The organism is Pontibacillus sp. ABV4_188 (assembly GCF_056311905.1).
The window spans coordinates 1,839,541-1,861,484 of record NZ_CM149975.1 but is presented as its reverse complement, the minus strand read 5'-3'; the positions used below and the strand labels follow the sequence as shown (position 1 = coordinate 1,861,484).

The 21,944-nt window shown below is 40.6% G+C and carries 19 protein-coding genes; all 19 read right to left on the bottom strand.

Features of this window, described 5'->3' with window-relative positions; genetic code table 11:
• Positions 1-6: 6 nt before the first annotated feature.
• Positions 7-1,227, bottom strand: a complete 1,221-nt coding sequence (gene dapG, locus ACYX4O_RS09445) for an aspartate kinase (RefSeq protein WP_476356633.1) — start codon at positions 1,225-1,227, stop codon at positions 7-9.
• Between the two features lie 164 nt (positions 1,228-1,391).
• Positions 1,392-2,444, bottom strand: a complete 1,053-nt coding sequence (gene asd, locus ACYX4O_RS09440; protein WP_476356631.1) for an aspartate-semialdehyde dehydrogenase — start codon at positions 2,442-2,444, stop codon at positions 1,392-1,394.
• Positions 2,445-2,548: 104 nt separating this feature from the next.
• Positions 2,549-3,133, bottom strand: a complete 585-nt coding sequence (gene dpaB, locus ACYX4O_RS09435) for a dipicolinate synthase subunit B (RefSeq protein ID WP_036778812.1) — start codon at positions 3,131-3,133, stop codon at positions 2,549-2,551.
• 2 nt (positions 3,134-3,135) lie between these two features.
• A complete protein-coding gene (gene dpaA / locus ACYX4O_RS09430) occupies positions 3,136-4,029 on the bottom strand; it encodes a dipicolinic acid synthetase subunit A (protein WP_476357069.1) in 894 nt (297 codons plus the stop codon).
• Positions 4,030-4,754: 725 nt separating this feature from the next.
• On the bottom strand, positions 4,755-4,991 hold the full coding sequence (locus tag ACYX4O_RS09425; RefSeq protein ID WP_476356629.1) for a YlmC/YmxH family sporulation protein: 237 nt from the start codon (positions 4,989-4,991) through the stop codon (positions 4,755-4,757).
• Between the two features lie 56 nt (positions 4,992-5,047).
• Positions 5,048-6,268 carry a M16 family metallopeptidase gene (locus ACYX4O_RS09420; protein ID WP_476356627.1) on the bottom strand — a complete coding sequence of 407 codons (1,221 nt, stop codon included), beginning with the start codon at positions 6,266-6,268 and terminating at the stop codon, positions 5,048-5,050.
• Between the two features lie 39 nt (positions 6,269-6,307).
• Positions 6,308-7,264 carry a polysaccharide deacetylase family protein gene (locus ACYX4O_RS09415; RefSeq protein WP_476356625.1) on the bottom strand — a complete coding sequence of 319 codons (957 nt, stop codon included), beginning with the start codon at positions 7,262-7,264 and terminating at the stop codon, positions 6,308-6,310.
• 444 nt (positions 7,265-7,708) lie between these two features.
• The gene (gene pnp / locus ACYX4O_RS09410; protein WP_476357067.1) at positions 7,709-9,826 is read right to left on the bottom strand and encodes a polyribonucleotide nucleotidyltransferase; all 2,118 of its coding nucleotides are present in this window, start codon (positions 9,824-9,826) and stop codon (positions 7,709-7,711) included.
• 119 nt (positions 9,827-9,945) lie between these two features.
• Entirely contained in the window at positions 9,946-10,215 is a 270-nt protein-coding gene (rpsO, locus tag ACYX4O_RS09405) for a 30S ribosomal protein S15 (RefSeq protein WP_036778804.1), read from the bottom strand.
• 145 nt (positions 10,216-10,360) lie between these two features.
• Positions 10,361-11,293, bottom strand: coding sequence for a bifunctional riboflavin kinase/FAD synthetase (ribF, locus tag ACYX4O_RS09400; protein ID WP_476356622.1), 933 nt, complete (start codon positions 11,291-11,293; stop codon positions 10,361-10,363).
• 29 nt (positions 11,294-11,322) lie between these two features.
• A complete protein-coding gene (truB, locus tag ACYX4O_RS09395) occupies positions 11,323-12,231 on the bottom strand; it encodes a tRNA pseudouridine(55) synthase TruB (protein WP_476356620.1) in 909 nt (302 codons plus the stop codon).
• Positions 12,232-12,387: 156 nt separating this feature from the next.
• On the bottom strand, positions 12,388-12,738 hold the full coding sequence (rbfA, locus tag ACYX4O_RS09390; RefSeq protein WP_188649816.1) for a 30S ribosome-binding factor RbfA: 351 nt from the start codon (positions 12,736-12,738) through the stop codon (positions 12,388-12,390).
• 30 nt (positions 12,739-12,768) lie between these two features.
• Complete coding sequence (locus tag ACYX4O_RS09385) at positions 12,769-13,047, bottom strand: DUF503 domain-containing protein (protein ID WP_188649814.1); 279 nt, start codon at positions 13,045-13,047, stop codon at positions 12,769-12,771.
• Positions 13,044-15,203 (bottom strand): translation initiation factor IF-2, encoded by a 2,160-nt coding sequence (gene infB / locus ACYX4O_RS09380; protein ID WP_476356617.1) that lies wholly within the window; start codon positions 15,201-15,203, stop codon positions 13,044-13,046. Before infB ends, ACYX4O_RS09385 begins: the two co-directional genes overlap by 4 nt.
• Positions 15,204-15,207: 4 nt before the next feature.
• A complete protein-coding gene (locus ACYX4O_RS09375; protein ID WP_476356615.1) occupies positions 15,208-15,522 on the bottom strand; it encodes a L7Ae/L30e/S12e/Gadd45 family ribosomal protein in 315 nt (104 codons plus the stop codon).
• Position 15,523: 1 nt separating this feature from the next.
• Positions 15,524-15,793 carry an RNase P modulator RnpM gene (rnpM, locus tag ACYX4O_RS09370; RefSeq protein WP_476356613.1) on the bottom strand — a complete coding sequence of 90 codons (270 nt, stop codon included), beginning with the start codon at positions 15,791-15,793 and terminating at the stop codon, positions 15,524-15,526.
• Positions 15,794-15,805: 12 nt separating this feature from the next.
• Positions 15,806-16,912 carry a transcription termination factor NusA gene (gene nusA / locus ACYX4O_RS09365; protein WP_476356611.1) on the bottom strand — a complete coding sequence of 369 codons (1,107 nt, stop codon included), beginning with the start codon at positions 16,910-16,912 and terminating at the stop codon, positions 15,806-15,808.
• A 14-nt stretch (positions 16,913-16,926) separates the two neighbouring features.
• Positions 16,927-17,403 (bottom strand): ribosome maturation factor RimP, encoded by a 477-nt coding sequence (rimP, locus tag ACYX4O_RS09360; RefSeq protein ID WP_476356609.1) that lies wholly within the window; start codon positions 17,401-17,403, stop codon positions 16,927-16,929.
• 213 nt (positions 17,404-17,616) lie between these two features.
• Positions 17,617-21,915, bottom strand: coding sequence for a PolC-type DNA polymerase III (locus tag ACYX4O_RS09355; protein ID WP_476356608.1), 4,299 nt, complete (start codon positions 21,913-21,915; stop codon positions 17,617-17,619).
• Between the last annotated feature and the right edge of the window lie 29 nt (positions 21,916-21,944).

Here is a 21,944-nt window from a genome sequence, read left to right as displayed (position 1 = left end):
CTTTCATTATTCGTCTAATTGTAGTTCAAATGTTTTATGAAGGGCATTCACAGCTTGTTTAAGATCTTCATCTTTTACAAGTACCCAAATGGTCGTATGGCTATCTGCAGATTGCAAGATTTGCACTCCTGCAGATGTTAGAGTATGCACAATTTTAGCTGCAATACCAGGCACCCCTGTTATTCCAGCTCCAACGGTAGAGACTTTCGCACAATTATGAGTAATTTCCGGTTCATAACCTAGTGCTTCTAAGATCTCACGCGCTTTAGAGGTGTACATATCCGGGATCGTGTATACAACGCCCTTAGGGGAGATATTAATAAAGTCCACAGAGATTCCTGCTTCAGCCATTGATTTAAATACCTCAGACTGGAGTTGATAAGGCTCATCTTTAGCAAATACTTTAATCTGCGCAATCCCAGACAAATGAGCAATTCCTGTTACCGGGCGATCTGGAATATCTTTCCCTCTCCCATCATGTCTAGATTGCGTCACAAGTGTACCGAAATCATCTGAATAAGTCGAGCGCACTCGAATTGGCACCTTTGCTTGCATAGCTATTTCAACTGCTCTTGGATGTATGACTTTTGCTCCTTGATAAGCTAAGTTAACAATTTCATTATAAGTCATAACCTTGAGAGGTCTTGCCGTCTCAACGATCCTTGGATCAGCTGTCATAATACCTTCTACATCTGTAAAAATATCAATATACTCTGCATCTAATGCAGCCCCTAGTGCTGCTGCAGAAGTGTCGCTTCCTCCACGGCCAATTGTAGTAACATCACCAGATTCAGTTTGGCCCTGGAAACCAGCTACAACGGCAACATCTGAATACTGGAGTTCCTGCATAATGCGTTCTGGATTCATTGCTCGAATCTTTGCTTCGGTAAAATCATTACTCGTCACAAAACCAGCCTGAGCACCTGTTAAAGCAACAGAGCTTACGCCAACGTTTTGCAACTCATTAGAGAAAACGACTGAAGAAATGATTTCGCCACAAGAAGTTAATAAATCTTGTTCTCTTTTCGATGAGTTTGTGTTTGGGAAATCGATAAGACCTAAAAGGCTATCTGTTGCATAAGGATCTCCTTTGCGTCCCATTGCCGATACGACAACGACGACTTTATAACCCTCAGCACGCGCCTTCTGAACGTGGGCAATAGCCTTCTCTCGACTCTCTTCGTCTTTTACCGAAGTGCCTCCAAACTTTTGAACTAAAATCTTCATAAGGACACCTCTAATTATCTTTTCTTGTTGTTTAATCTCCCTATTACCCTAACAGGTAATAAAAGCTGCTACATGGAAATGATTATTGCTCATAAAGAATCAGACGGCAGTCAACGGATGTTCGCTACGCTGCCTGCCGTCTTCACAATGAATCTACTAAATTCTTACTTTGAAAGCCACTCGTTTTGAACTAGACTCTCTGCAATCTGTACAGAGTTCCATGCAGCACCTTTAAGTAGGTTATCAGAAACAACCCACATATGGAAGCCACGAGACTGATCTAAGTCTTTACGAATACGACCTACGAATACATCACGTTTACCTGTCGCATTTAAAGGAGTAGGGTAAACTTGATTACTAGGATCATCTTCTAAAACTAATCCTGGAGCATTGGCAATCGCTTCTTTTAAAGCTTCAACTGTTACATTATCCGTTTCTACTTCAATATAAACACTTTCAGCATGTGAAGTAAAGAACGGTAGTCTAACGCAAGTTGCCGCTACAGGTAATTCATTCATATGCATTATTTTTTTCGTTTCATTAATCATTTTCATTTCTTCAAATGTATATCCATTCTCTTGGAATTTATCAATTTGAGGAAGTGCATTGAAAGCGATTGGATAATGGTGCTCATCCCCACCAACTGGAAGGACTTCAGCTTGCATTTCTTCACCTTTCAAATATGCTTCTGATTGAGCTCTCAATTCGTCATTCGCTGGATTCCCTGCACCAGAAACAGCTTGGTAAGTTGATACAATAACGCGGTTTAACCCGTATGAATTTCGAATTGGTTCAAGTGCTGCCACCATTTGGATGGTTGAACAGTTCGGGTTTGCGATAATACCATTATGGTTAGCAAGGTCCCCTTCATTCACTTCAGGCACGACAAGAGGTACATCAGGATCCATTCGGTATGCACTCGTGTTGTCGACAACGACAGCCCCTCGTTTAACGGCTTCAGGTGCTAAAGATTTAGAAATTGAACCCCCTGCAGAGAATAGAGCAATATCTACTCCTTCAAAGCTTTCAGGTGTTGCTTCTTGCACAATAATTTCTTTATCTTGAAAGCGCACGCGTTTACCAGCAGAGCGCTTGGATGATAACAACGTTAAGGTTTCAATTGGGAAATTACGATCGGCTAATGTTTCGATCATCTTTTCTCCTACTGCCCCTGTTGCTCCGACAACTGCTACATGATATTTTTTATTTTCGACCATAGTATGTTCTCCCTTCGTCCTTACGTTTTCTTCCTACATCTATATAAAAAGATTACTTTATATTCTACCACAACCCCAAATCTTCAAGATACCTATTTCTATCATCATCTCTCAATAATTACAGGCTGAACTTGCTTAAATTCAAGAGCGGCTTCTATGGTCTCTACAAGTGAGTCCATACGCGCAACCATAGAATTTGGTTTTTTAACGGGATCATCTTGACCATAAGGTACAAAGAATATATTCTTAGTTGCCATTAGTCTCATTAAATTAACCCCATTTAGTCCTAGAGCGTCGTTTGTGGAAATGGCTAATACGACTGGACTTTGATTTCGAAGAGTCGCTTTGGCCGCCATCAAAACAGGACTGTCTGTTAATGCATTTGCCATTTTGCTCATTGAGTTTCCAGTTAACGGAGCGATTACCATACAATCTAGTGGGCGTTTTGGTCCAAGGGGCTCCGCTTCAGGTATAGTCGAGATTAACTTTTCTCCTGTGATCTCTTCTATCTTCTTTAAATGTTCTGCTGCTTCCCCAAAATACGTATCTGTCTTCTGAACTGTATATGACACTACAGGTACCACAGTAGCACCTAAATCCATAAGTTTCTGCATTTGCGGAAAGACCTCTGAATACGTGCAATGCGAACCTGTTAAACCAAAACCAATTGTTTTCCCCTTAAGTGACATACTTATGAACTCCCTTCACCTAGTTTTTCTATAATAATTTGAGTAACTACATTCGCCAAAATATTACCCGCTGTCTTTGGCGCAACGATACCAGGCAATCCTGGAGCTAGAAGTGCCTTCACACCTCGCTTTTCTGCATAACGAAAATCAGTTCCACCAGGTTTAGATGCCAAATCAATAATTAAAGTATGCGTTGGCATCGTTTGGATGACACTTGCCGTTACTACATGAGCAGGTATAGTATTAATGACAATATCACTGTCTTGTGTATGATCTTTTATATCTTTTATAGGAAACGGTGTGAGCCCCATTTCTGATATACGTGCAAGATCCTCTGACTTTCTTGCTCCGACTTTAACTTTTGCTCCAAGAGATGCAAACACACGGGCTACACTCATTCCAACACGCCCAAGCCCCAATATCGTTACTTTCGAAGAGTGGATTGTAAAATCTGTGTGTTGGATCGCCATCATAATGGTTCCTTCTACGGTTGGAATAGAATTATAAATAGCCACGTCATTTCGATCGAATAAAGGAATCAGCGTTCGCTTTGTTTCATCTGTAATGCCTGTTAAATATTTATTTGTAATCCCGGTAAAGAACAGACAGTGCTTTGGTGTCTTCTCTATCCACTCCTTCGTTAAGGAAAGAGATTGATTCGAAAAGATTGTATCGATCTTCCCATCTTGGTTTGTTCCTGGCACAGGTAGAATGACTGCATCAAGCCTACCAGGATCCACTTCATCGAAATCGACTTGCTTCGCCCCTGTAAAACCGTGATCCAGTTGATCGAAACCTGTAAGAATTAAGGTCGCATCCCATTCACTTAATCTGCGAATAACCTCCAATTGCCTCGCATCTCCACCTAGAATTCCAATTGTATATCCAGTTAGCATTCCATTCACCTCGCCTTGCATGGAATAATATCTCGTGATTCTCTCCTATCCTATGAGGGGTGAAATCGAATGGTGAATGTCTTATGTAAATCATCTTTTCTTCCCTTTCCTAAAAGGAATGGTATTCCGCATAAGCCCTCTTATATGTGTAGATAGGGCCGTTACGTTTGTTGAGTGCTTGGAGTGTCTGGGGAACGACTCGCTTTCCGCGGGCGAGCTGTCGAGCCTCCTCCTTCACTACGTTCAGTCCGGGGTCTCGTCGACCTCTTTCTCCCGCAGGAGTCTCCCCGTTCCCCAGACACTCCTGGCTCTAGTTTTACGAACGGCCTCGCATCTTAAGGATGGTGAAAGTGGCAGGTTTTCCACATATGACAGTTTCCGTTACACCATATATAGCAAAGGTGGGCCTGGAAACTGCGAGACTCTCGTGGGCAGGAGAGCCTAGGTGTAACCCCGGAATCCCTGCCCTGCCGGATGAGGAGGCTCACCAGCTCCCCCACAGGAAAGCGAGTGGTTTCCAGGCCCGCCTTACACTCAATTAAAGCTAACGGGATCATTCTCTCAGCTTCGAGTCTTCAACAATTCTGCCCTATTGTTGAATAGTACAATAATCAATCGTGTTATAGAAAAGAGTAGGAGTTAGAATAGAAGAAATAAAAAAACCGCTCTGAGTTATATAACTCAGAGCGGTTTATGGGCTATTCATATGGGAGGAGAACAGCATTTTAATCTTTTGGATCAATGATAATCATGTCATCCCCGATTTTTTGAATATCGGCCCAATGAAGTTTTATCTCAGCACCTTCTTTTTTCATTCCAAACCATTTGTAGTTAGGAATAATGAAAGAATGGATGTTTCCTGTGTTCGGGTCAATTTCTAAGTCCGTTTGCCCCAACACACCGAGTCTAGAGCCATGTCTTACATCTACAATTTCTTTCCCACTAAGCTCACGATATCTCATAGTCATCGCTCCTTTATAAAACTGTATGAAGTAAAGGAACGTCGTATGAACGCCAACTACTCTTCAATCGGTGAAATAATAGAAGAAGATTGATTGCCAGTAAACACAGCTTTTAAGACATGGTCTACAGAATCATGGGTTACGCTATCAATTTGAGCAACCATTTCATCGAGCGTACGATGACGACCTAGCATGAGTTCATTTTTACCATTTCGACTCATCCGGCTATTGGTACTCTCAAGTCCTAGCATAATACTTCCTTTTAGTTGCTCTTTACTGTTTTCAAGCTCTTTATTAGTTAAGCCATCACGAATAAATTCATTAACCGTGGTATCGATTGTTTCTTGAAGCACACCTAATTGATCTTTCCCTGTACCACCATAAATCGTTAAGAGCCCGCTGTCTGCGTGAGAACTGTGATAAGAGAAAATCGAATAAGCTAACCCTCGTTGTTCACGAACTTCCTGAAACAATCTAGAGCTCATACTGCCACCTAACACATTATTCAAAACGACTAAGCTGAATACGCGGTCATCCCCAATTGGAAGACCATCATACCCTAAGCAAAGATGGGCTTGTTCTGTATCCTTTTTGCGACGAATAGCGCCTGTTTTGAAAGCAGGTTTAGTAAATGGATCTGGACTGTGTTGACTCGTATAGTCTCCAAAGCGATCTTCCACGTCTTTAAAGAATGATTCGTCAACATTTCCCGCTACCGAAACCACTACATTCTCAGGAACATATTGTTGATCCATATAAGACCTAATAGATTCTGGTGTGAATGATTTTAGCGTTTCTTCTGTTCCTAATATCGGATAACCTAATGGATGGTTGCCATATGTGGCCTGGGCCAACAAATCGTGTACGATATCATCAGGTGTATCCTCATACATTTTGATTTCTTCAAGAACTACTTTCTTCTCACGGTCCATTTCTGTTTTATCAAACGTCGAGTTAAAGAACATGTCTGATAATATGTCGAGAGCTTTTTTCGCATGTGTATCTAACACTTTTGCGTAGTAGCACGTATATTCTTTTGAAGTAAAGGCGTTAACTTGTCCGCCAATTGAATCAAAACTCTCAGCTATTTCACGAGCGGAACGTGTCTTAGTTCCTTTAAAAAACATATGCTCAATAAAATGAGAGATTCCATTATTTTGTTCTTGTTCATTTCTTGATCCCGTTTTCACCCATACTCCAATGGTAACAGAGCGGACGTTCGAGATTTCCTCCAATACGATTCTAAGCCCGTTGGAGCAGGTATATTTTTTAACCAAAGGTCATCCTCCTAAAATAGTGCTTAATCGATGAGTAAATTACTTTAAGCGTTTCTCATTTAACATTTTGGTGACTGTATCTATTGTATAGCCTTTTTGTTTAATTTTCAAAATAAGGTCGTTTAATCCATTTTGCACAGATGTTGTTGGATGCATAAGTACAAAAGATCCACCTTCTAACTTGCTCATAACCCTTCCGACCATAACGTCTGGTGCAGGCTTTTTCCAATCTACTGTGTCAACTGTCCACAAAATTGTCTCCATCCCTAAAAGGTCCGCCTGTTCGACAACCTCATCTGTCCAACTACCACTTGGAGGAGCAAACCATTTTGGCTTTTCCCCCGTAATAGCTTGAAGGATATCGTTCGTCTGTTTTATTTGTTTTTGTATTTCATCTCTAGATATTTTCGCCATATCAGGATGGTTATATGCGTGGTTTCCAATTTCATGGCCCTCATCTTGAATCATCTCAACTAGTTCTACATTCTTATTGGCCCATTTTCCTTCAATGAAAAACGTAGCTTTCACTTTATTCTTTTTAAGTATGTTTAAGATATCGGGAATATATTCCTCTCCCCATGAAACGTTAATATTTAAAGAGACCATTTGTTTGTCGGGATGACCTCTAAATATAGGAGCTGCAGGTAAATCGTTTAGAGAAACTTCTGGTTTAGTTTGTTTATATACCAGTAAAGATTCATCAAACGTACCTTTCTTTTTCATTTTTTTATAAGATTGGTCAATGTTTACCTCGAGACCATTTAACCCAGGCATCTTCTTCCACACATCATGAATGACTGCATCCTCAGCAGGTTTCTCAAATTCTTGAGCCTTCTCTTCAATCTCTTTATAAAGCGCATCCTCCGTATTCGCAACAGGTGTCACTTGCTCCTTCATACTCGTCAAATAAGAAGAGGAATAAGGATTCTCAAACGCCTTATAAGAAACCAGCACCATACAAACAAACACCACAATCGGCACAAACCGCCTCATCACCACCACTCCCCTCTAACACAACCTATGTGAAGAAAGGACAAGGTAGAACCGAAAAGCGCAGGCGGGGTGCCCAGGGCCGTACGGATAAGCAAGCTACTGTAAGTCTGCATAGCAGACTGGAGGTAGATTGCTTATCTCGCTAGGCCCTCCCCGCCGGAGCTAGACATCACAGAAAAGCGCAGGCGACTGGTCAGCTTAAGAGGAGGTTCGACTAAAAACGTCACCTCCTGTGACAACGCCGAACTGACCGGCGTCCTGCAGGCCCGCATAAGCAAGCTGACAGAAGTTCGCGCAAGCGTCCTGCAGACAGATTGCTTATGACGCTAGGGGCTAGGAGCCGGAGCTGGACACTTGAAAAGCGCAGCCACAAAAACCAACATCTAAAATGCATCAATTAATTATGTATAAAAAAAGAAACTGGCTCGCCAGCTCCTTTTTGCTAAACTACTCTGTAGTTTCTTGTTGTTTCTTCTCTTCAATGATAACGTCTTTGTGAGATAGGTTGACGCGACCTTGGTTGTCGATCTCTTTAACTTTAACCTTCAATTGATCACCAATTGCTACCACGTCTTCTACTTTACCAACTCGTTCTTCAGCTAATTGAGAAATGTGCACTAACCCATCTTTCCCTTTAAATAGCTCAACGAAAGCACCGAACTTTTCGATACGTTTAACAGTACCAAGGTAAATTTCTCCAACCTCAACCTCTTTAACCAGGTCTTCAATGATCTGTTTTGCATTACGGTTCGCTGCTGCATCTGTAGATGAGATGAAGATTTTACCGTCTTGCTCGATATCGATTTTAACACCTGTTTCTTCGATAATCTTGTTGATTTGTTTACCACTTGGTCCGATAACGTCACGAATCTTATCAGGTTTGATTGCCATGGTAAGAATTTTCGGAGCGTATGCAGAAAGCTCTTCACGTGGTTGTTCAATTGTAGCCATCATACTATCTAGGATTTCTTTACGTCCAGCTTTCGCCTGTGTAAGTGCATCCTCTAGAATTGAGCGAGATAGACCTTCAATCTTAATATCCATTTGTAGAGCCGTAACACCTTTTTCTGTACCTGCCACTTTAAAGTCCATGTCTCCAAGGAAGTCTTCCATACCTTGAATATCAGTAAGAACTGTATAATCTTCGCCTGATTTCACAAGACCCATCGCAATACCAGCTACAGGTGCTTTAATCGGAACACCAGCATCCATCATTGCAAGTGTACTTGCACAAATACTTGCTTGTGACGTTGAACCATTAGATTCTAACACTTCTGACACAAGACGTACCGTATAAGGGAAGTCTTCTTCTGATGGTACAACTTTCTCAAGAGCACGCTCACCTAATGCACCGTGACCAATTTCACGACGACCTGGTCCACGCATCGGGCCTGTTTCACCTACACTAAAGTGTGGGAAGTTGTAGTGGTGCATGAAGCGTTTTGATTCTTCTAGGTCAAGGCCATCAAGGATCTGAACATCACCTAGAGCACCAAGTGTACAAATGCTTAACGCTTGGGTTTGTCCACGAGTAAACAGTCCAGAACCGTGTGTGCGTGGTAAGACGCCTACACGAGAAGACAATGAACGGATTTCTTCTGGTTTACGCCCGTCTGGACGAACCTTTTCTTTCGTAATTAAGCGACGTACTTCTTCTTTAACGATCTTATCAAGCACAGATTTGACTTGACTAATCTTTTCGCTTTCAGCCTCAGCTTCTTCGTACTCAGCAACCACGTTGTTCTTTACTTCTGTGATGGCTTCGTCACGCGCATGCTTTTCTTCTGTCTGAATAGCTTTAATTAGTGCGTCTTTAGCTTTACCTTCAACTTCTTCAACGATATCTGCATCAAGCTCAAACAGCGTTACCTCACGTTTAGCTTTACCAACTGCTTCTACTACTTCTTCTTGGAAAGCAACAAGGCGCTTGATTTCTTCATGACCAAACATAATTGCTTCTAACATGACTTCCTCAGGTACTTCATCCGCTCCTGCTTCTACCATGTTAACAGCATCTTTTGTACCAGCTACTGTTAGTTGAATGTCGCTGTTTTCTTGTTGTTCAATCGTAGGGTTGATGATAAACTCTCCATCAACACGACCTACAATTACACCTGCAATTGGACCGCTAAATGGAAGGTCTGAAATAGATAATGCAAGGGATGACCCTAACATTGCAGCCATTTCTGAAGAACAATCCTGATCCACACTCATCACTGTACTAATTACTTGTACTTCATTACGAAAGCCGTCAGGGAAAAGCGGGCGGATTGGGCGGTCAATAAGACGTGAAGCAAGAACTGCTTTCTCACTTGGACGTCCTTCACGCTTAATAAATCCACCAGGGATTTTACCTACAGCATATAATCGCTCTTCGTAATTTACAGTAAGAGGGAAAAACGGCAAATCTTTTGGCTCTTTAGATCCTGTTGCGGTTGCTAGAACAGATGTGTCTCCGTATTGCACCATACATGCTCCACTTGCTTGTTTAGCTAACTCTCCAATATCAATACGTAAAGGGCGGCCAGCAATTTCAGTGGAGAAAATTTGTTTTTCTTCTGCCATTTGTATGTTAACACCTCTCATACTCGATCTTTTATTCTCATTCTTATTGTGCATAAGATTCCTCTTATGTATTAATTTTAGCTATAGAAAAAGCGGGAAATCATCCCGCTTTTTACTACTTAACGACGTAGGCCTAGTTCTTTAATTAATTCACGGTAACGAGTTACATCTTTGTTACGTAAATAGTTTAAAAGGTTACGACGTTTACCTACCATTTTTAGAAGACCACGACGAGAGTGGTGATCTTGCTTATGAGTACGTAAATGCTCGTTTAATTTTGTAATCTTTTCAGTAAGGACAGCGATTTGAACCTCAGCGGATCCAGTATCGTTTTCATGTGTCTTGAACTTACTAATGATTTCATTCTTACGTTCTTGTGTGATAGCCATCCTATTCACCTCCTAAAATTTTATCGAACCCCTATCCCCTAGCAAGCGTCGGTGATTTCGACTTGCCAAGCGATGGTTCCTGTGCATGCAGCACAACTATTAATGTACATGTTTTTAAGGAAAAATGCAAGGGGAAGCGGGAATTCTAAGCAAAAAAGTTACGAATTTCGGCTTCGTCTTTCTGAAGTTGATTGATTAGATGATCCACTCCGTTAAATTTCACTTCATTCCTTATGAATTCATGCCATTCTACTGTTAACTCTTGACCATATAAGTCCGCCTCAAAATCAAATAAGTTAATTTCAACAGAGAGTACTTTTATGTCTTGGAAGGTTGGTTTATACCCTATATTCGCCATTCCATAATGTGAAGAATTATTGTGGACAACTCTTACTGCATATACTCCTACTTTAGGAAGCAGGTAGTCTTCTGATACAGAAAGGTTAGCAGTAGGAAAACCAATCGTACGTCCCCTTTGATCCCCTGTAATCACAGTGCCACGAATTTGATAGGGGCGTCCAAGCAGATCATTCGCTAAAGAGATGTTTCCTTCCTTAATTGATTCTCTGATTAATGTAGAACTTATTTTTTCCTCATGCTCTGTCACTTTAGATACGACCGTTTGAGATAACTTTTCTCCTCCGTGTGTAGGGAGGGTATCCATAGTTCCTTTCCCCATTCGTCCATATGTGAAATCAAAACCTGCCACAACGTGAGACACATGTAAACCTATAAAATAGTGATTCACAAAATCTTGAGGGGATAAACTTGCTAAATTTTTGTTAAACTCAACAAGATATACACGATCAATCCCTAAATCTTCAAAGACCTTTATTTTATCCTCTAGAGGAGTAATGTATTTCACATGCTGGGTTTCTTTCTTCAAGACAACAGACGGATGAGGATGAAAGGTCATAACAGCACTAGTTCGACCTGTTTCATCAGCTATTTGTTTAGCTGTTCGAATGACCTCCTGATGTCCGCGATGAACCCCATCAAAATAACCTACAGCTAATACGGTTTCAGGCAGGTCTTGTTTATTAAGTTTATGGGGATGTTTTAGTTCATAAATTTCCATTTCCTCTCACCCTCTTTTCCTTATACGTTTCATTCGTATTGAAAGACACGGACTGGCTTGATTAAATGTGGTTTGTTTGGGTGTACTTGATAAATCGCAAGTAGTTTGCCTTCTTGACTAACCATACCGAATGGATTGGTATCTGGCAATTTAGACGGCTTAGGGAAAACGGTGCCATGATATACTTGATCTTCTTTTCCCTCTTCTACAAACAGGTTATCAAGATGGCGCACACCTCTCTCTAAAGGCTGCAGGAGCTGATGGATGTTTTGCTCATCTCTTGCCTCTTCTATCTGTTCAAACGTGAATGACTCACTTTCTGTAAACGAACCAGAAGCAGTACGGACCAATGAAGACATATGAGAAGGGTATCCGAGCTTTTTACCTATATCCACACAGAGCGTACGGATATAAGTACCTTTTGAGCATGTAATATCGATGGTAAAGGAAGCTTTTCCGTCATGATAAGATACTTCTTCAGATGTTAGATTTATATCATAGATCTGAACTGTTCTTTTAGGTCTTTCTACTTCCAATCCTTCTCTAGCATATTCATACAAACGTTTACCATCTACACGCACAGCAGAATACATAGGGGGGATCTGAGTGATTGTACCCGTAAATGATTTTAACACACTTGTTATATCACTCATGTTTATTTCTTCTACTATCTTTTCAGAGATGATAGAACCAGTTTGATCCTCTGTTTCGGTAGCTGTTCCCAGAGTTACTTCTGCTTTATATACTTTTTCAGACTCCGTTACATAAGAAGAGATTTTGGTTGCCATCCCAACACACATTGGGAGAACCCCTTCCACATCCGGGTCAAGAGTGCCAGTGTGGCCCACTTTTTTTGTTCTTAATATACCTCTCATCTTCATTACACAATCGTGTGATGTCATGCCTTTTGGTTTCCATAAAGGGATGATCCCGTTCATCATAAAAGCCCCCTCACCTTATTCACGTAAATATGTATAGATTTTATTACAAACAAAAAGAGTGCCCCTTTAAGGGACAGTCCCCCTGATGTGTACATACTTGTACGCCACATTTTGGGGAGCAGCCCCCTTGTGGGACACCCTCTTACCAGAATTTTATTCGTTTGTATCATTTAAATCTTGTAGAATTGTTTCGATACGATTTCCGTATTCAACAGCTTCATCAAATTCAAACGTAATTTCTGGTGTTTTGCGAAGGCGAATTCTTCTTCCAATTTCGGAGCGAATAAATCCTTTCGCTTTAGCCAAGCCGATTAGTGTATCTTGTTTTTGTTTTTCATCACCTAAAACTGAGATATACACTTTAGCTTGCTGCAAGTCACCAGTTACTTTTACTTCTGTGACTGTGACAAATCCAATGCGAGGATCTTTAATCTTTCGACTAATAATATCTCCCATTTCTTTTTTCATTTGTTCACCGACACGGTTTGCTCTTAAATCACTCATTATTTTTCACCTCTTTGTTCTGAGGGAGGGCTACAACCATTCCAAATTTGTTGTCGTGCGTTCAATTTCTGGAAAAGAGTCGATCATCGCTAACACTCGATTGATCTCTTTTTCAGCCTGAACTTTGTCACTAGAGATCGTGACAAAGCCAAGACCCGTTCGTTGCCAAACATCTTGGTGATCCAATTCTGCAACAGCAACATTATACTCATTATGAGCTCTAGTTAAGATTCGGCGCAAAACCGAACGCTTTTCTTTTAAGGAATGAGCATCATAAATGAGGCATTCTATTTCTACTGAGACAATCACTTACGTTCGATCTCCTGCATTTCGAAAGCTTCGATAATGTCACCTTCACGGATATCATTGTAGTTTTTGATTGTTATACCACATTCATACCCTTTTTGTACGGTCTTGGCATCATCTTTATAACGCTTTAATGCATCAATCTCGCCTTCATATTGGACAATACCATCACGAATAAGACGGACGCCACCTTCACGCTTGATAACACCTTCTGTTACATAGCTTCCGGCAATTGTTCCAACTTTAGAAACTTTGAAGATTTCACGAACTTCTGCTTGACCTACGATTTTCTCTTCAAATTCTGGGTCTAGAAGACCTGTCATAGCACTTTCGATTTCTTCCATTACCTTATAGATAATACGGTGAAGTCGAATGTCTACGTCTTCAGATTCTGCTGTACGCTTAGCATTTACATCCGGACGAACATTAAAGCCTATCACAATCGCGTTAGATGCTGAAGCTAAGATAATATCAGACTCTGTAATTGCACCAACACCTGTGTGAATGATCTTAACCTTCACACCCTCTACATCAATTTGTTGTAAGGAAGAAGCAAGGGCTTCTGCAGAACCTTGTACATCCGCTTTAATAATAATATTAATTTCTTTCATATCGCCTTGTTTAATTTGTTCGAATAAATCATCAAGGCTAACTTTTGCTTTTTCTCCACGATTTTCCTCAATCATACGCTGTTGACGAGCTTCCCCAACCTGGCGGGCTTTCTTCTCATCATCAAACGCTACGAAGCGATCTCCTGCTTGAGGCACACCGTTTAGTCCAGTGATTTCAACTGGTGTAGAAGGTGGAGCCACTTTCACACGACGTCCTAAGTCATTTACCATCGCACGGACACGTCCAAACGTATTTCCAACGACAATTGGATCTCCTACGTTTAATGTACCATTTTGTACAAGTAATGTTGCGACAGAACCGCGACCTTTATCTAATTCTGCTTCAATAACAGTACCCATAGCTAGGCGATCTGGATTTGCTTTTAACTCTTCTACTTCTGAAACAAGTACGATCATTTCTAGAAGATCATCGATTCCTTCCCCTTTAACAGCTGAAAGTTCAACGAAGATCGTCTCTCCTCCGTACTCTTCAGGAACTAAGTTGTATTCCATAAGCTCCTGTTTCACACGATCTGGGTTTGCACCCTCTTTATCCATTTTATTAACAGCTACAATAATAGGAACTTCAGCAGCTTGAGCGTGGTTAATTGCTTCTTTAGTCTGAGGCATAACCCCATCGTCTGCTGCTACAACTAAGATCGCAATATCTGTTACCTGAGCTCCACGAGATCGCATACTAGTAAATGCTGCGTGACCTGGTGTATCAAGGAATGTGATCTTTTTATCGTTTTCCTCTACTTGATACGCTCCAATGTGCTGTGTGATTCCTCCAGCTTCCCCTGCTGTTACTTTCGTTTTACGAATGGAATCAAGAAGAGTTGTTTTACCATGGTCAACGTGTCCCATGATTGTTACGACTGACGGACGTTCTACTAGATCAGCAGGCTCGTCATCAGCAATGTAGTTTTCGAAGTCTGTTTCGTCTACTACGATCTCTTCTTCAGCTTTCACACCGTATTCATCACAGATTAGTTCAATGGTGTCAGGATCTAGATCCTGGTTTTTTGTAGCCATTACGCCAGAGAACATTAACTTCTTAATAATTTCAGAAGACTCTCTGGAAAGTTTTTCAGCTAGCTCTGATACCTGCAAACTACCTGTGTACGTGATTTTCTCCGGCAGTTGAGGTTTCTTAGCCTGCGGACGCTGTTGTTGATTGTTACGGTTTTGGCCGCCACGGTTATTTCGTTTGTTATTTTGGTTTTGCTTTTTGTTGTTATTTTTAGTGTTTTTATTCATACGATTATCCTGATCTTTCTCACGTTTTTTCTGACCGCCATCCTTTTGGTTACTAGATGGTTTCGCAGAACCTTGTGAGTTATTTTGTTTCTTTTCTGCTCCCTTTGCTTGAGGGTTCTGGTCACTTTTTCCTTTATTGTACACACCATCAAGACGAGTTTTGGTATCGTCTGAAATCGTGGACATATGGTTTGAGACCTCTATATTCATATTCTGTAATTTCGTTAATACATCTTTACTGGTTACATTTTTCTCTTTGGCATATTCATAAACACGCATTTTCGTCATACGTTCACCCCCGAATAGATTCATCGAGCATCGATGTGATTTTCGTTGCGAAACCACGATCGTTTATAGCCAAAGCTACTCTGCCTGATTTCCCTATCGCACCGGATAATGTGTCCCTATCAACCACTTCCCGATAAGGGACCTTATAGAAGCTACATTTATCAACAAGCTTCTTCTTGGTATTCATCCCCGTATCATTCGCTATTAAAACCAGGCAGGCTCGTTTTCGTTGTATATCACGAACGATGGCTTCTTCACCTAAAGTACATTTTCCCGCTCGAAATGCAAGTCCAATCATATTGAGGAACTTCTGATTCATATTAATCCCCTTGCACCATGTCTAGAAGCTGATCATATAGCTCCTTATCCACTTTGGCCTTTAAATGATGGGATAAAACACTTTTTTCTTGAGCGGTTTTAATGACTTCTGCATCCTTAGTTAAATAAGCACCTCGGCCGTTCTTCTTTCCGGTTTCATCAATAAAAACTTCCCCGTCTTTATTTCTTACGACACGAATTAGCTGTTGTTTAGGTAGCATTTCTTTGGTAACTACGCATTTTCTTAATGGTGTTTTTTTGTTCTTAGCCATTTCGAGTCCCCCTTATTCAAATAGATCGTCGTCTACTTCAGAATAAGCGTCCTCTTGATGTTCACCAGGAGTAATCGTGCCGTCTTCTAAAGCATCTGATTCACTCTTGATGTCAATTTTCCATCCAGTCAATTTAGCAGCAAGTCGTGCATTTTGTCCACGCTTACCGATTGCTAGTGAAAGTTGATGATCCGGTACAACGACTGTTGTTGCTTTTTCTTCTTCATCCACTAATACCTCTACCACTTTGGCAGGGCTTAAGGCATTTGATACGAATACGACAGGATCTTCTGACCACTGCACGATATCAATTTTCTCACCTTTTAACTCGTTCACAATAGCTTGTACTCTTTGACCGCGTTGTCCTACACAAGAACCAACTGGATCAATTTCTGGGTCTGGAGCATGAACAGAAATCTTAGAGCGATCCCCTGCTTCACGAGAAACAGATTTAATCTCAACTGTTCCATCATAAATCTCAGGTACTTCCATCTCAAACAAACGCTTAAGAAGACCCGGATGCGAACGAGACACATAAATATGAGGCCCTTTATTTGTGTTTTCAACTTTTGTTACAAATACTTTTATACGATCATGAACATGATATTCTTCTGTCGGCATTTGTTCTCCAACAGGAAGACGAGCTTCAACTTTGCCAAGATTAATGTAAGTAAATCTTGCATCTTTACGTTGAATAATCCCTGTCATCACATCTTCTTCACGATCAATATATTCATTAAAGATTACACCGCGCTCAGCTTCGCGTACACGTTGAGTGACAACCTGCTTAGCAGCTTGTGCTGCAATACGACCAAAGTCCTTCGGTGTTACTTCAATTTCGATTACATCATCGACATCATAGTTTGGATCGATTTTCTTAGCTTCATCTAGAGAAATTTCTTGTTGGGGGTCCATAGACTCTTCAACAACAAGTTTTCTGGCATAAACATGCATGCCTCCACTCACTTCATCAAGATCAACCCGAACATTTGTGGCTGATTTGAAATTCTTTTTATAAGCAGAAATAAGTGCCGCTTCTAATGCTTCCATCAGAAGGTCTTTGTCTATTCCTTTTTCTTTCTCTAAGTAATGAATGGCATCAAAAAGCTCACTACTCACCGTTTCTTCCCCCTTTAATTAAAACTGACAGCTAACCTTGCTTTTGCAATGTTGTCAAACGGTATTTCATATGTCTTCTTACGTGTTTTGATAGTTACTTCTATAGAAGCTATATCATTTTCAAAGGATAGTAAGCGTCCCTCGAATTCTTGTTCACCATCAATATGTTCGTATACTTTTATATTCACATTATGGTCTACGTATTTTTCAAAGTCTTTTCTCTTCTTTAATGGGCGTTCAGCACCAGGTGATGATACTTCTAAAAAGTAAGGGAAGGTAATGGGATCTTGAGCATCAAGTTTCTCGCTTAATTGCTCGCTAACCTGGCCGCATTCTTCGATATCAACCCCACCCTCTTTATCAACATAAACTCGTAGAAAATAGTTTTTCCCTTCCTGTTGAAACTCAATGTCTACAAGTTCAAGGTTCATGTCTTCAAGGATTGGTTGAATGAGTTCTTCAGTTATTTCCGTAACATTCTGGCTTCCCAATGGAATTCCCTCCTTTTTTATTATTACTAGCTGGATAAGCCAATACGCTAAAATTCCCTGCTGAGACAGCAGGGAATTCGTTCGGCGATCAAATTCGGAAGTAATACGAAAGAGTGGGTTGCCCCACTCTTTTACTCTCATACGTATCTTCTGTCATTCCATCAAAAATATACCACACACACGAAATTTTAGCAAGCCATGGTTTCTAAACAGTTAGAACAAGGATAACTGGTTTTTATCAGGTAATCCTTCTAAGCATCCATGCTCATCTAAATATTCTAAAACAGTTTTAGAAATGCGACTTCGTTCTCGGAGATCTTCTTTTGATAAAAACTCTCCGTCTTCTCGTGCTTTTACAATATTAATGGCCGCGTTTGTTCCTAATCCATCAATAGAGTTAAATGGCGGGATCAATGTATCTCCGTCTACAATAAATTCGCTTGCAGCAGAGCGATACAAGTCCACTTTTTGGAAGGAGAATCCACGTTCTTGCATTTCTAGAGACAGTTCTAAGACCGTTAACAAACTCTTTTCTTTAGGAGTGGCATCTAACCCTTTTCCATTAATCTCTTTAATACGTGATCGGACAGCCTCTGATCCTTTCACCATTGTGTTGATGTCAAAGTCACTAGCACGTACCGTGTTATAAGCAGCATAAAAATAGATCGGGTGATGGACCTTAAAGTAAGCAATACGGACAGCCATAAGAACATAAGCAGCTGCGTGTGCTTTCGGGAACATATATTTAATCTTCTTACAAGATTCAATATACCAATCTGGAACACCGTGTTTTTTCATTTCGTCGATCCATTCAGGTTTTAAGCCACGTCCTTTACGAACAAATTCCATTATAGTAAAGGCTGTAGGAGCTTCTAGTCCTTTATGCATTAGATAGACCATAATGTCATCACGGCAACCGATTACTTCAGAAAGTGTACATATACCATCGCTAATGAGCTGATCGGCATTATTTAGCCAAACGTCCGTTCCGTGCGACAAGCCTGAAATGATAACTAGCTCTGCGAAAGTAGATGGTTTTGTATCTTCAAGCATTTGACGTACAAATCGAGTACCAAACTCAGGTACACCAAGTGTTCCTGTTTTACACATAATTTGATCTGGTTCTACTCCTAATACTTGTGGGCCGCTAAAGATCTTCATCACTTCTTCATCATCTGTCGGAATTGTTTTAGGATCAATACCACTTAAGTCTTGGAGCATCCTGATAACGGTTGGATCATCGTGACCAAGAATATCTAGTTTCAAGAGATTATCATGGATGGAGTGGAAGTCAAAATGTGTCGTCATCCACTCAGATGATTGGTCGTCTGCTGGATACTGAATAGGTGTAAAATCATAGATATCCTGATCATCAGGAACAACAATAATTCCCCCAGGGTGTTGTCCGGTTGTACGCTTCACCCCAGTACATCCTTGTACCAATCGGTCTACTTCAGCACCTTTATATTGAATTTCATGGTCACCTGCGTAGCCTTTAACAAATCCGTATGCTGTTTTCTCAGCAACTGTACCTATAGTACCCGCACGGAAAACCTTATCTTCACCAAATAATACCTTAGTATAGTTGTGTGCTCTTGGCTGGTATTCTCCTGAGAAGTTTAAGTCAATATCAGGAACCTTATCCCCTTTGAATCCTAGGAACGTTTCAAACGGAATATCTTGACCATCTTTCTTATACGCTATACCACAGTCAGGACAGTCTTTCTCGGGTAAATCAAAACCAGAACCTACTGATCCATCTGTAAAGAATTCAGATTTCTGACATTCATTACAAACATAGTGAGGGGGTAAAGGGTTTACCTCAGTAATATCGGTCATAGTAGCTACGAAAGACGAACCAACTGAGCCACGCGAACCAACAAGATAGCCATCGTCTAGAGATTTCGTTACAAGTTTCTGTGAGATTAAATAGATAACAGCAAAGCCGTTTCCAATAATGCTATCGAGTTCTTTTTCGATTCGCTTTTCTACAAGCTCAGGAATCGGATCACCATAAATACTTCTTGCCTTATTGTAGGTCATTTCCCGCATCTCATCATTAGCCCCATCAATATTTGGCGTGTACAGATCATCTTTAACCGGTTTGATTTCCTCAATTGAATCTGCTATCTGCTGCGAATTCGTTACAACTACTCGTTTTGCAGTTTCTTCATCTAAGAAAGAAAAGTCATCTAGCATTTCGTTGGTGGTTTTAAAATGTACATCAGGTTGCGTTTGTCGGTTAAGGGGGTTACCACTTTGAGAAGCAATTAGGATTTTTCGGTAAATCTTCTCATGCTCATCTACATAGTGTGTGTTTCCTGTAGCGACAACTGGTTTTTCTAATCGATCCGCCATATTAATTAAGTTTTTTAAGATATCGTATAAATGAGCTTCATTTCTTATAAGGTCTTTTTCGATTAGATGGTAATAATTTGAAGGGGGTTGTACCTCAATATAGTCATAAAACTCAGCCACTTTCTCAGCTTCATCTTGTGACTTCTGCATCATTGCTTCAAATACTTCACCTTTATCACAACCGCTACCAATCAGGATCCCTTCCCTATACTTCTTAAGGACAGACCTTGGAATACGAGGGACACGGTAGAAATAATTCACAAGAGACATGGAAACAAGCTTGTAAATGTTTTTGAGACCTGTTGGATTTTGAGCTAATAAAATGGCATGTGAAGGGCGAGAACGTTGATACGCGTTCCCTTCTCCCATGTATTTATTTAAATCCATATGATTGTTAATGTCTTTCTTACGAGCTTCCTTTAATAATTTCCAAAGCAAGTATCCAGTCGCTTCAGCGTCATAAATCGCCCTATGGTGCTGAGTGAGTTCAATATCAAATTGCTTACAAAGTGTATTAAGACGGTGGTTCTTAAGTTGCGGGACAACGAGTCTTGCGAGTTCTAGCGTATCAATAACAGGGTTTGATGCTTTCTCATATCCAATCTTTTTGAGCCCTGCATTTAAGAAGCCCATATCAAAGCTTGCGTTATGAGCTACTAATATAGAATCCCCCATCCATGCATGGAAATCTTTAATGACATCATCAGGATCAGGAGCGTCTTTAACCATGTCGTCCGTAATTCCCGTGAGGTCAGTTGTTGTTTGGCTTAAAGGTTCATGAGGGTTAGCGAATGACTCAAAACGGTCAATAATCTCCCCTTCTTTGATCTTTACAGCCGCTAATTCAATAACTGTATCATAAATAGCTGATAAACCTGTCGTCTCCACGTCAAAGACAACATATTCATCTGTTGCTAAGTCACGGTCTTGTTCTTCATAGGCAATAGGAACACCGTCATCTACAATATTGGCTTCCAAACCATACAGAACTTTAACACCATTCTTACTCCCTGCTGCGTAGGCTTCTGGATATGCTTGTACAACAGCGTGGTCCGTAATGGCAACAGCTTTGTGTCCCCATTTAGCTGCTTGTTCAACCAAACGAGAAGCTGATACCGTAGAATCCATTTGACTCATGGTGGTGTGCGCATGAAGTTCGACTCTCTTTTCACCTTCTGGTGCATCATCTTTACGCACTACAGGCTTAACTTCATTAATATCTGAACCCATCATGGTTAATTCATTCGTATAGTTATCGGTCTGAACACGACCTTTCGCCTTAATCCACATGCCTTTTTTCAATCTTTGGAACTTCTCTTCATCATCATCTCTTCTTGAGAACATCTTCACTTGGATTGAATCAGTATAGTCGGTCATTTTAGCCATAAGAAGGTGACGACCTGAACGAAGTTCTCTTATTTCAACATCAAAGACATAACCTTGGATCACCATCGTGTTTTCTTCTTCTTGAATGGATTCGATTTTTTCAGGAACATCTTTAATGTTATAACCAATGAGAAGTGGTCCTTCATGAAGCACTTCATCATCATCTTTCTCCTTAGCACGCTGTTCTTTTTCCTGGATTGCCTTTTGAACAATGTCTTTATCCTCTTGCTTCTTTTGTTCCTTAAACTGTTCTAGAGCTTCCTCTGAAGAACTCACTTCAACCGTTAGAACATATAGAGAAGCCCCCACTCGATTACAGAAAGCTTGAAATGGCTCGCTTAATCTACGTTTTAAAGCATGGGCTTCTGCATCATTACGCGCATGCAAAATAAGCTTATTTCCATCAATCTGAGGACGCTGCTCATGTAATAAATCTTTATAAGCAGGTGATAGATCTGGTATTGATTTGACAAAGTGTAACCAGTAATCACAAATACCATCTTCATCTAACTTTTTCTCATCTGTATCAATGGACCATGTAATCGTTGCAATGTGATGGAAAGCTTCATAGAGCTTGGTTGTAAATACAGCATAAACATCAGCGGGTAACACTTTAGGGATATAAAAGTAAAAGTGCCATTCTTTTGTCGGCTTATGCACCGATAACTTCGTTAACTTGCTATCTTGAAAATGTTCATTTACAAGATCCTCTGGCATTTCGATTTGCTTTAGGAGCAACTGCATTTTTTCTATCTGTGAAAGGTCCATGCTATAAATCCTCCCCTTCATAAGCAAAG

Bases quoted from the DNA above. Each gene is read 5' to 3' on its own strand.
- ACYX4O_RS09375 (WP_476356615.1), bottom strand. From the start codon at position 15,522: ATGAATCAGAAGTTCCTCAATATGATTGGACTTGCATTTCGAGCGGGA.
- pnp (WP_476357067.1), bottom strand. From the start codon at position 9,826: ATGGCAGAAGAAAAACAAATTTTCTCCACTGAAATTGCTGGCCGCCCT.
- rpsO (WP_036778804.1), bottom strand. From the start codon at position 10,215: ATGGCTATCACACAAGAACGTAAGAATGAAATCATTAGTAAGTTCAAG.
- rbfA (WP_188649816.1), bottom strand. From the start codon at position 12,738: ATGAGTGATTTAAGAGCAAACCGTGTCGGTGAACAAATGAAAAAAGAA.
- ribF (WP_476356622.1), bottom strand. From the start codon at position 11,293: ATGGAAATTTATGAACTAAAACATCCCCATAAACTTAATAAACAAGAC.
- ACYX4O_RS09425 (WP_476356629.1), bottom strand. From the start codon at position 4,991: ATGAGATATCGTGAGCTTAGTGGGAAAGAAATTGTAGATGTAAGACAT.
- dpaB (WP_036778812.1), bottom strand. From the start codon at position 3,133: ATGTCACTTAAGGGGAAAACAATTGGTTTTGGTTTAACAGGTTCGCAT.
- dapG (WP_476356633.1), bottom strand. From the start codon at position 1,227: ATGAAGATTTTAGTTCAAAAGTTTGGAGGCACTTCGGTAAAAGACGAA.
- infB (WP_476356617.1), bottom strand. From the start codon at position 15,203: ATGACGAAAATGCGTGTTTATGAATATGCCAAAGAGAAAAATGTAACC.
- truB (WP_476356620.1), bottom strand. From the start codon at position 12,231: ATGAACGGGATCATCCCTTTATGGAAACCAAAAGGCATGACATCACAC.
- rnpM (WP_476356613.1), bottom strand. From the start codon at position 15,793: ATGGCTAAGAACAAAAAAACACCATTAAGAAAATGCGTAGTTACCAAA.
- ACYX4O_RS09355 (WP_476356608.1), bottom strand. From the start codon at position 21,915: ATGGACCTTTCACAGATAGAAAAAATGCAGTTGCTCCTAAAGCAAATC.
- dpaA (WP_476357069.1), bottom strand. From the start codon at position 4,029: ATGCTAACTGGATATACAATTGGAATTCTAGGTGGAGATGCGAGGCAA.
- asd (WP_476356631.1), bottom strand. From the start codon at position 2,444: ATGGTCGAAAATAAAAAATATCATGTAGCAGTTGTCGGAGCAACAGGG.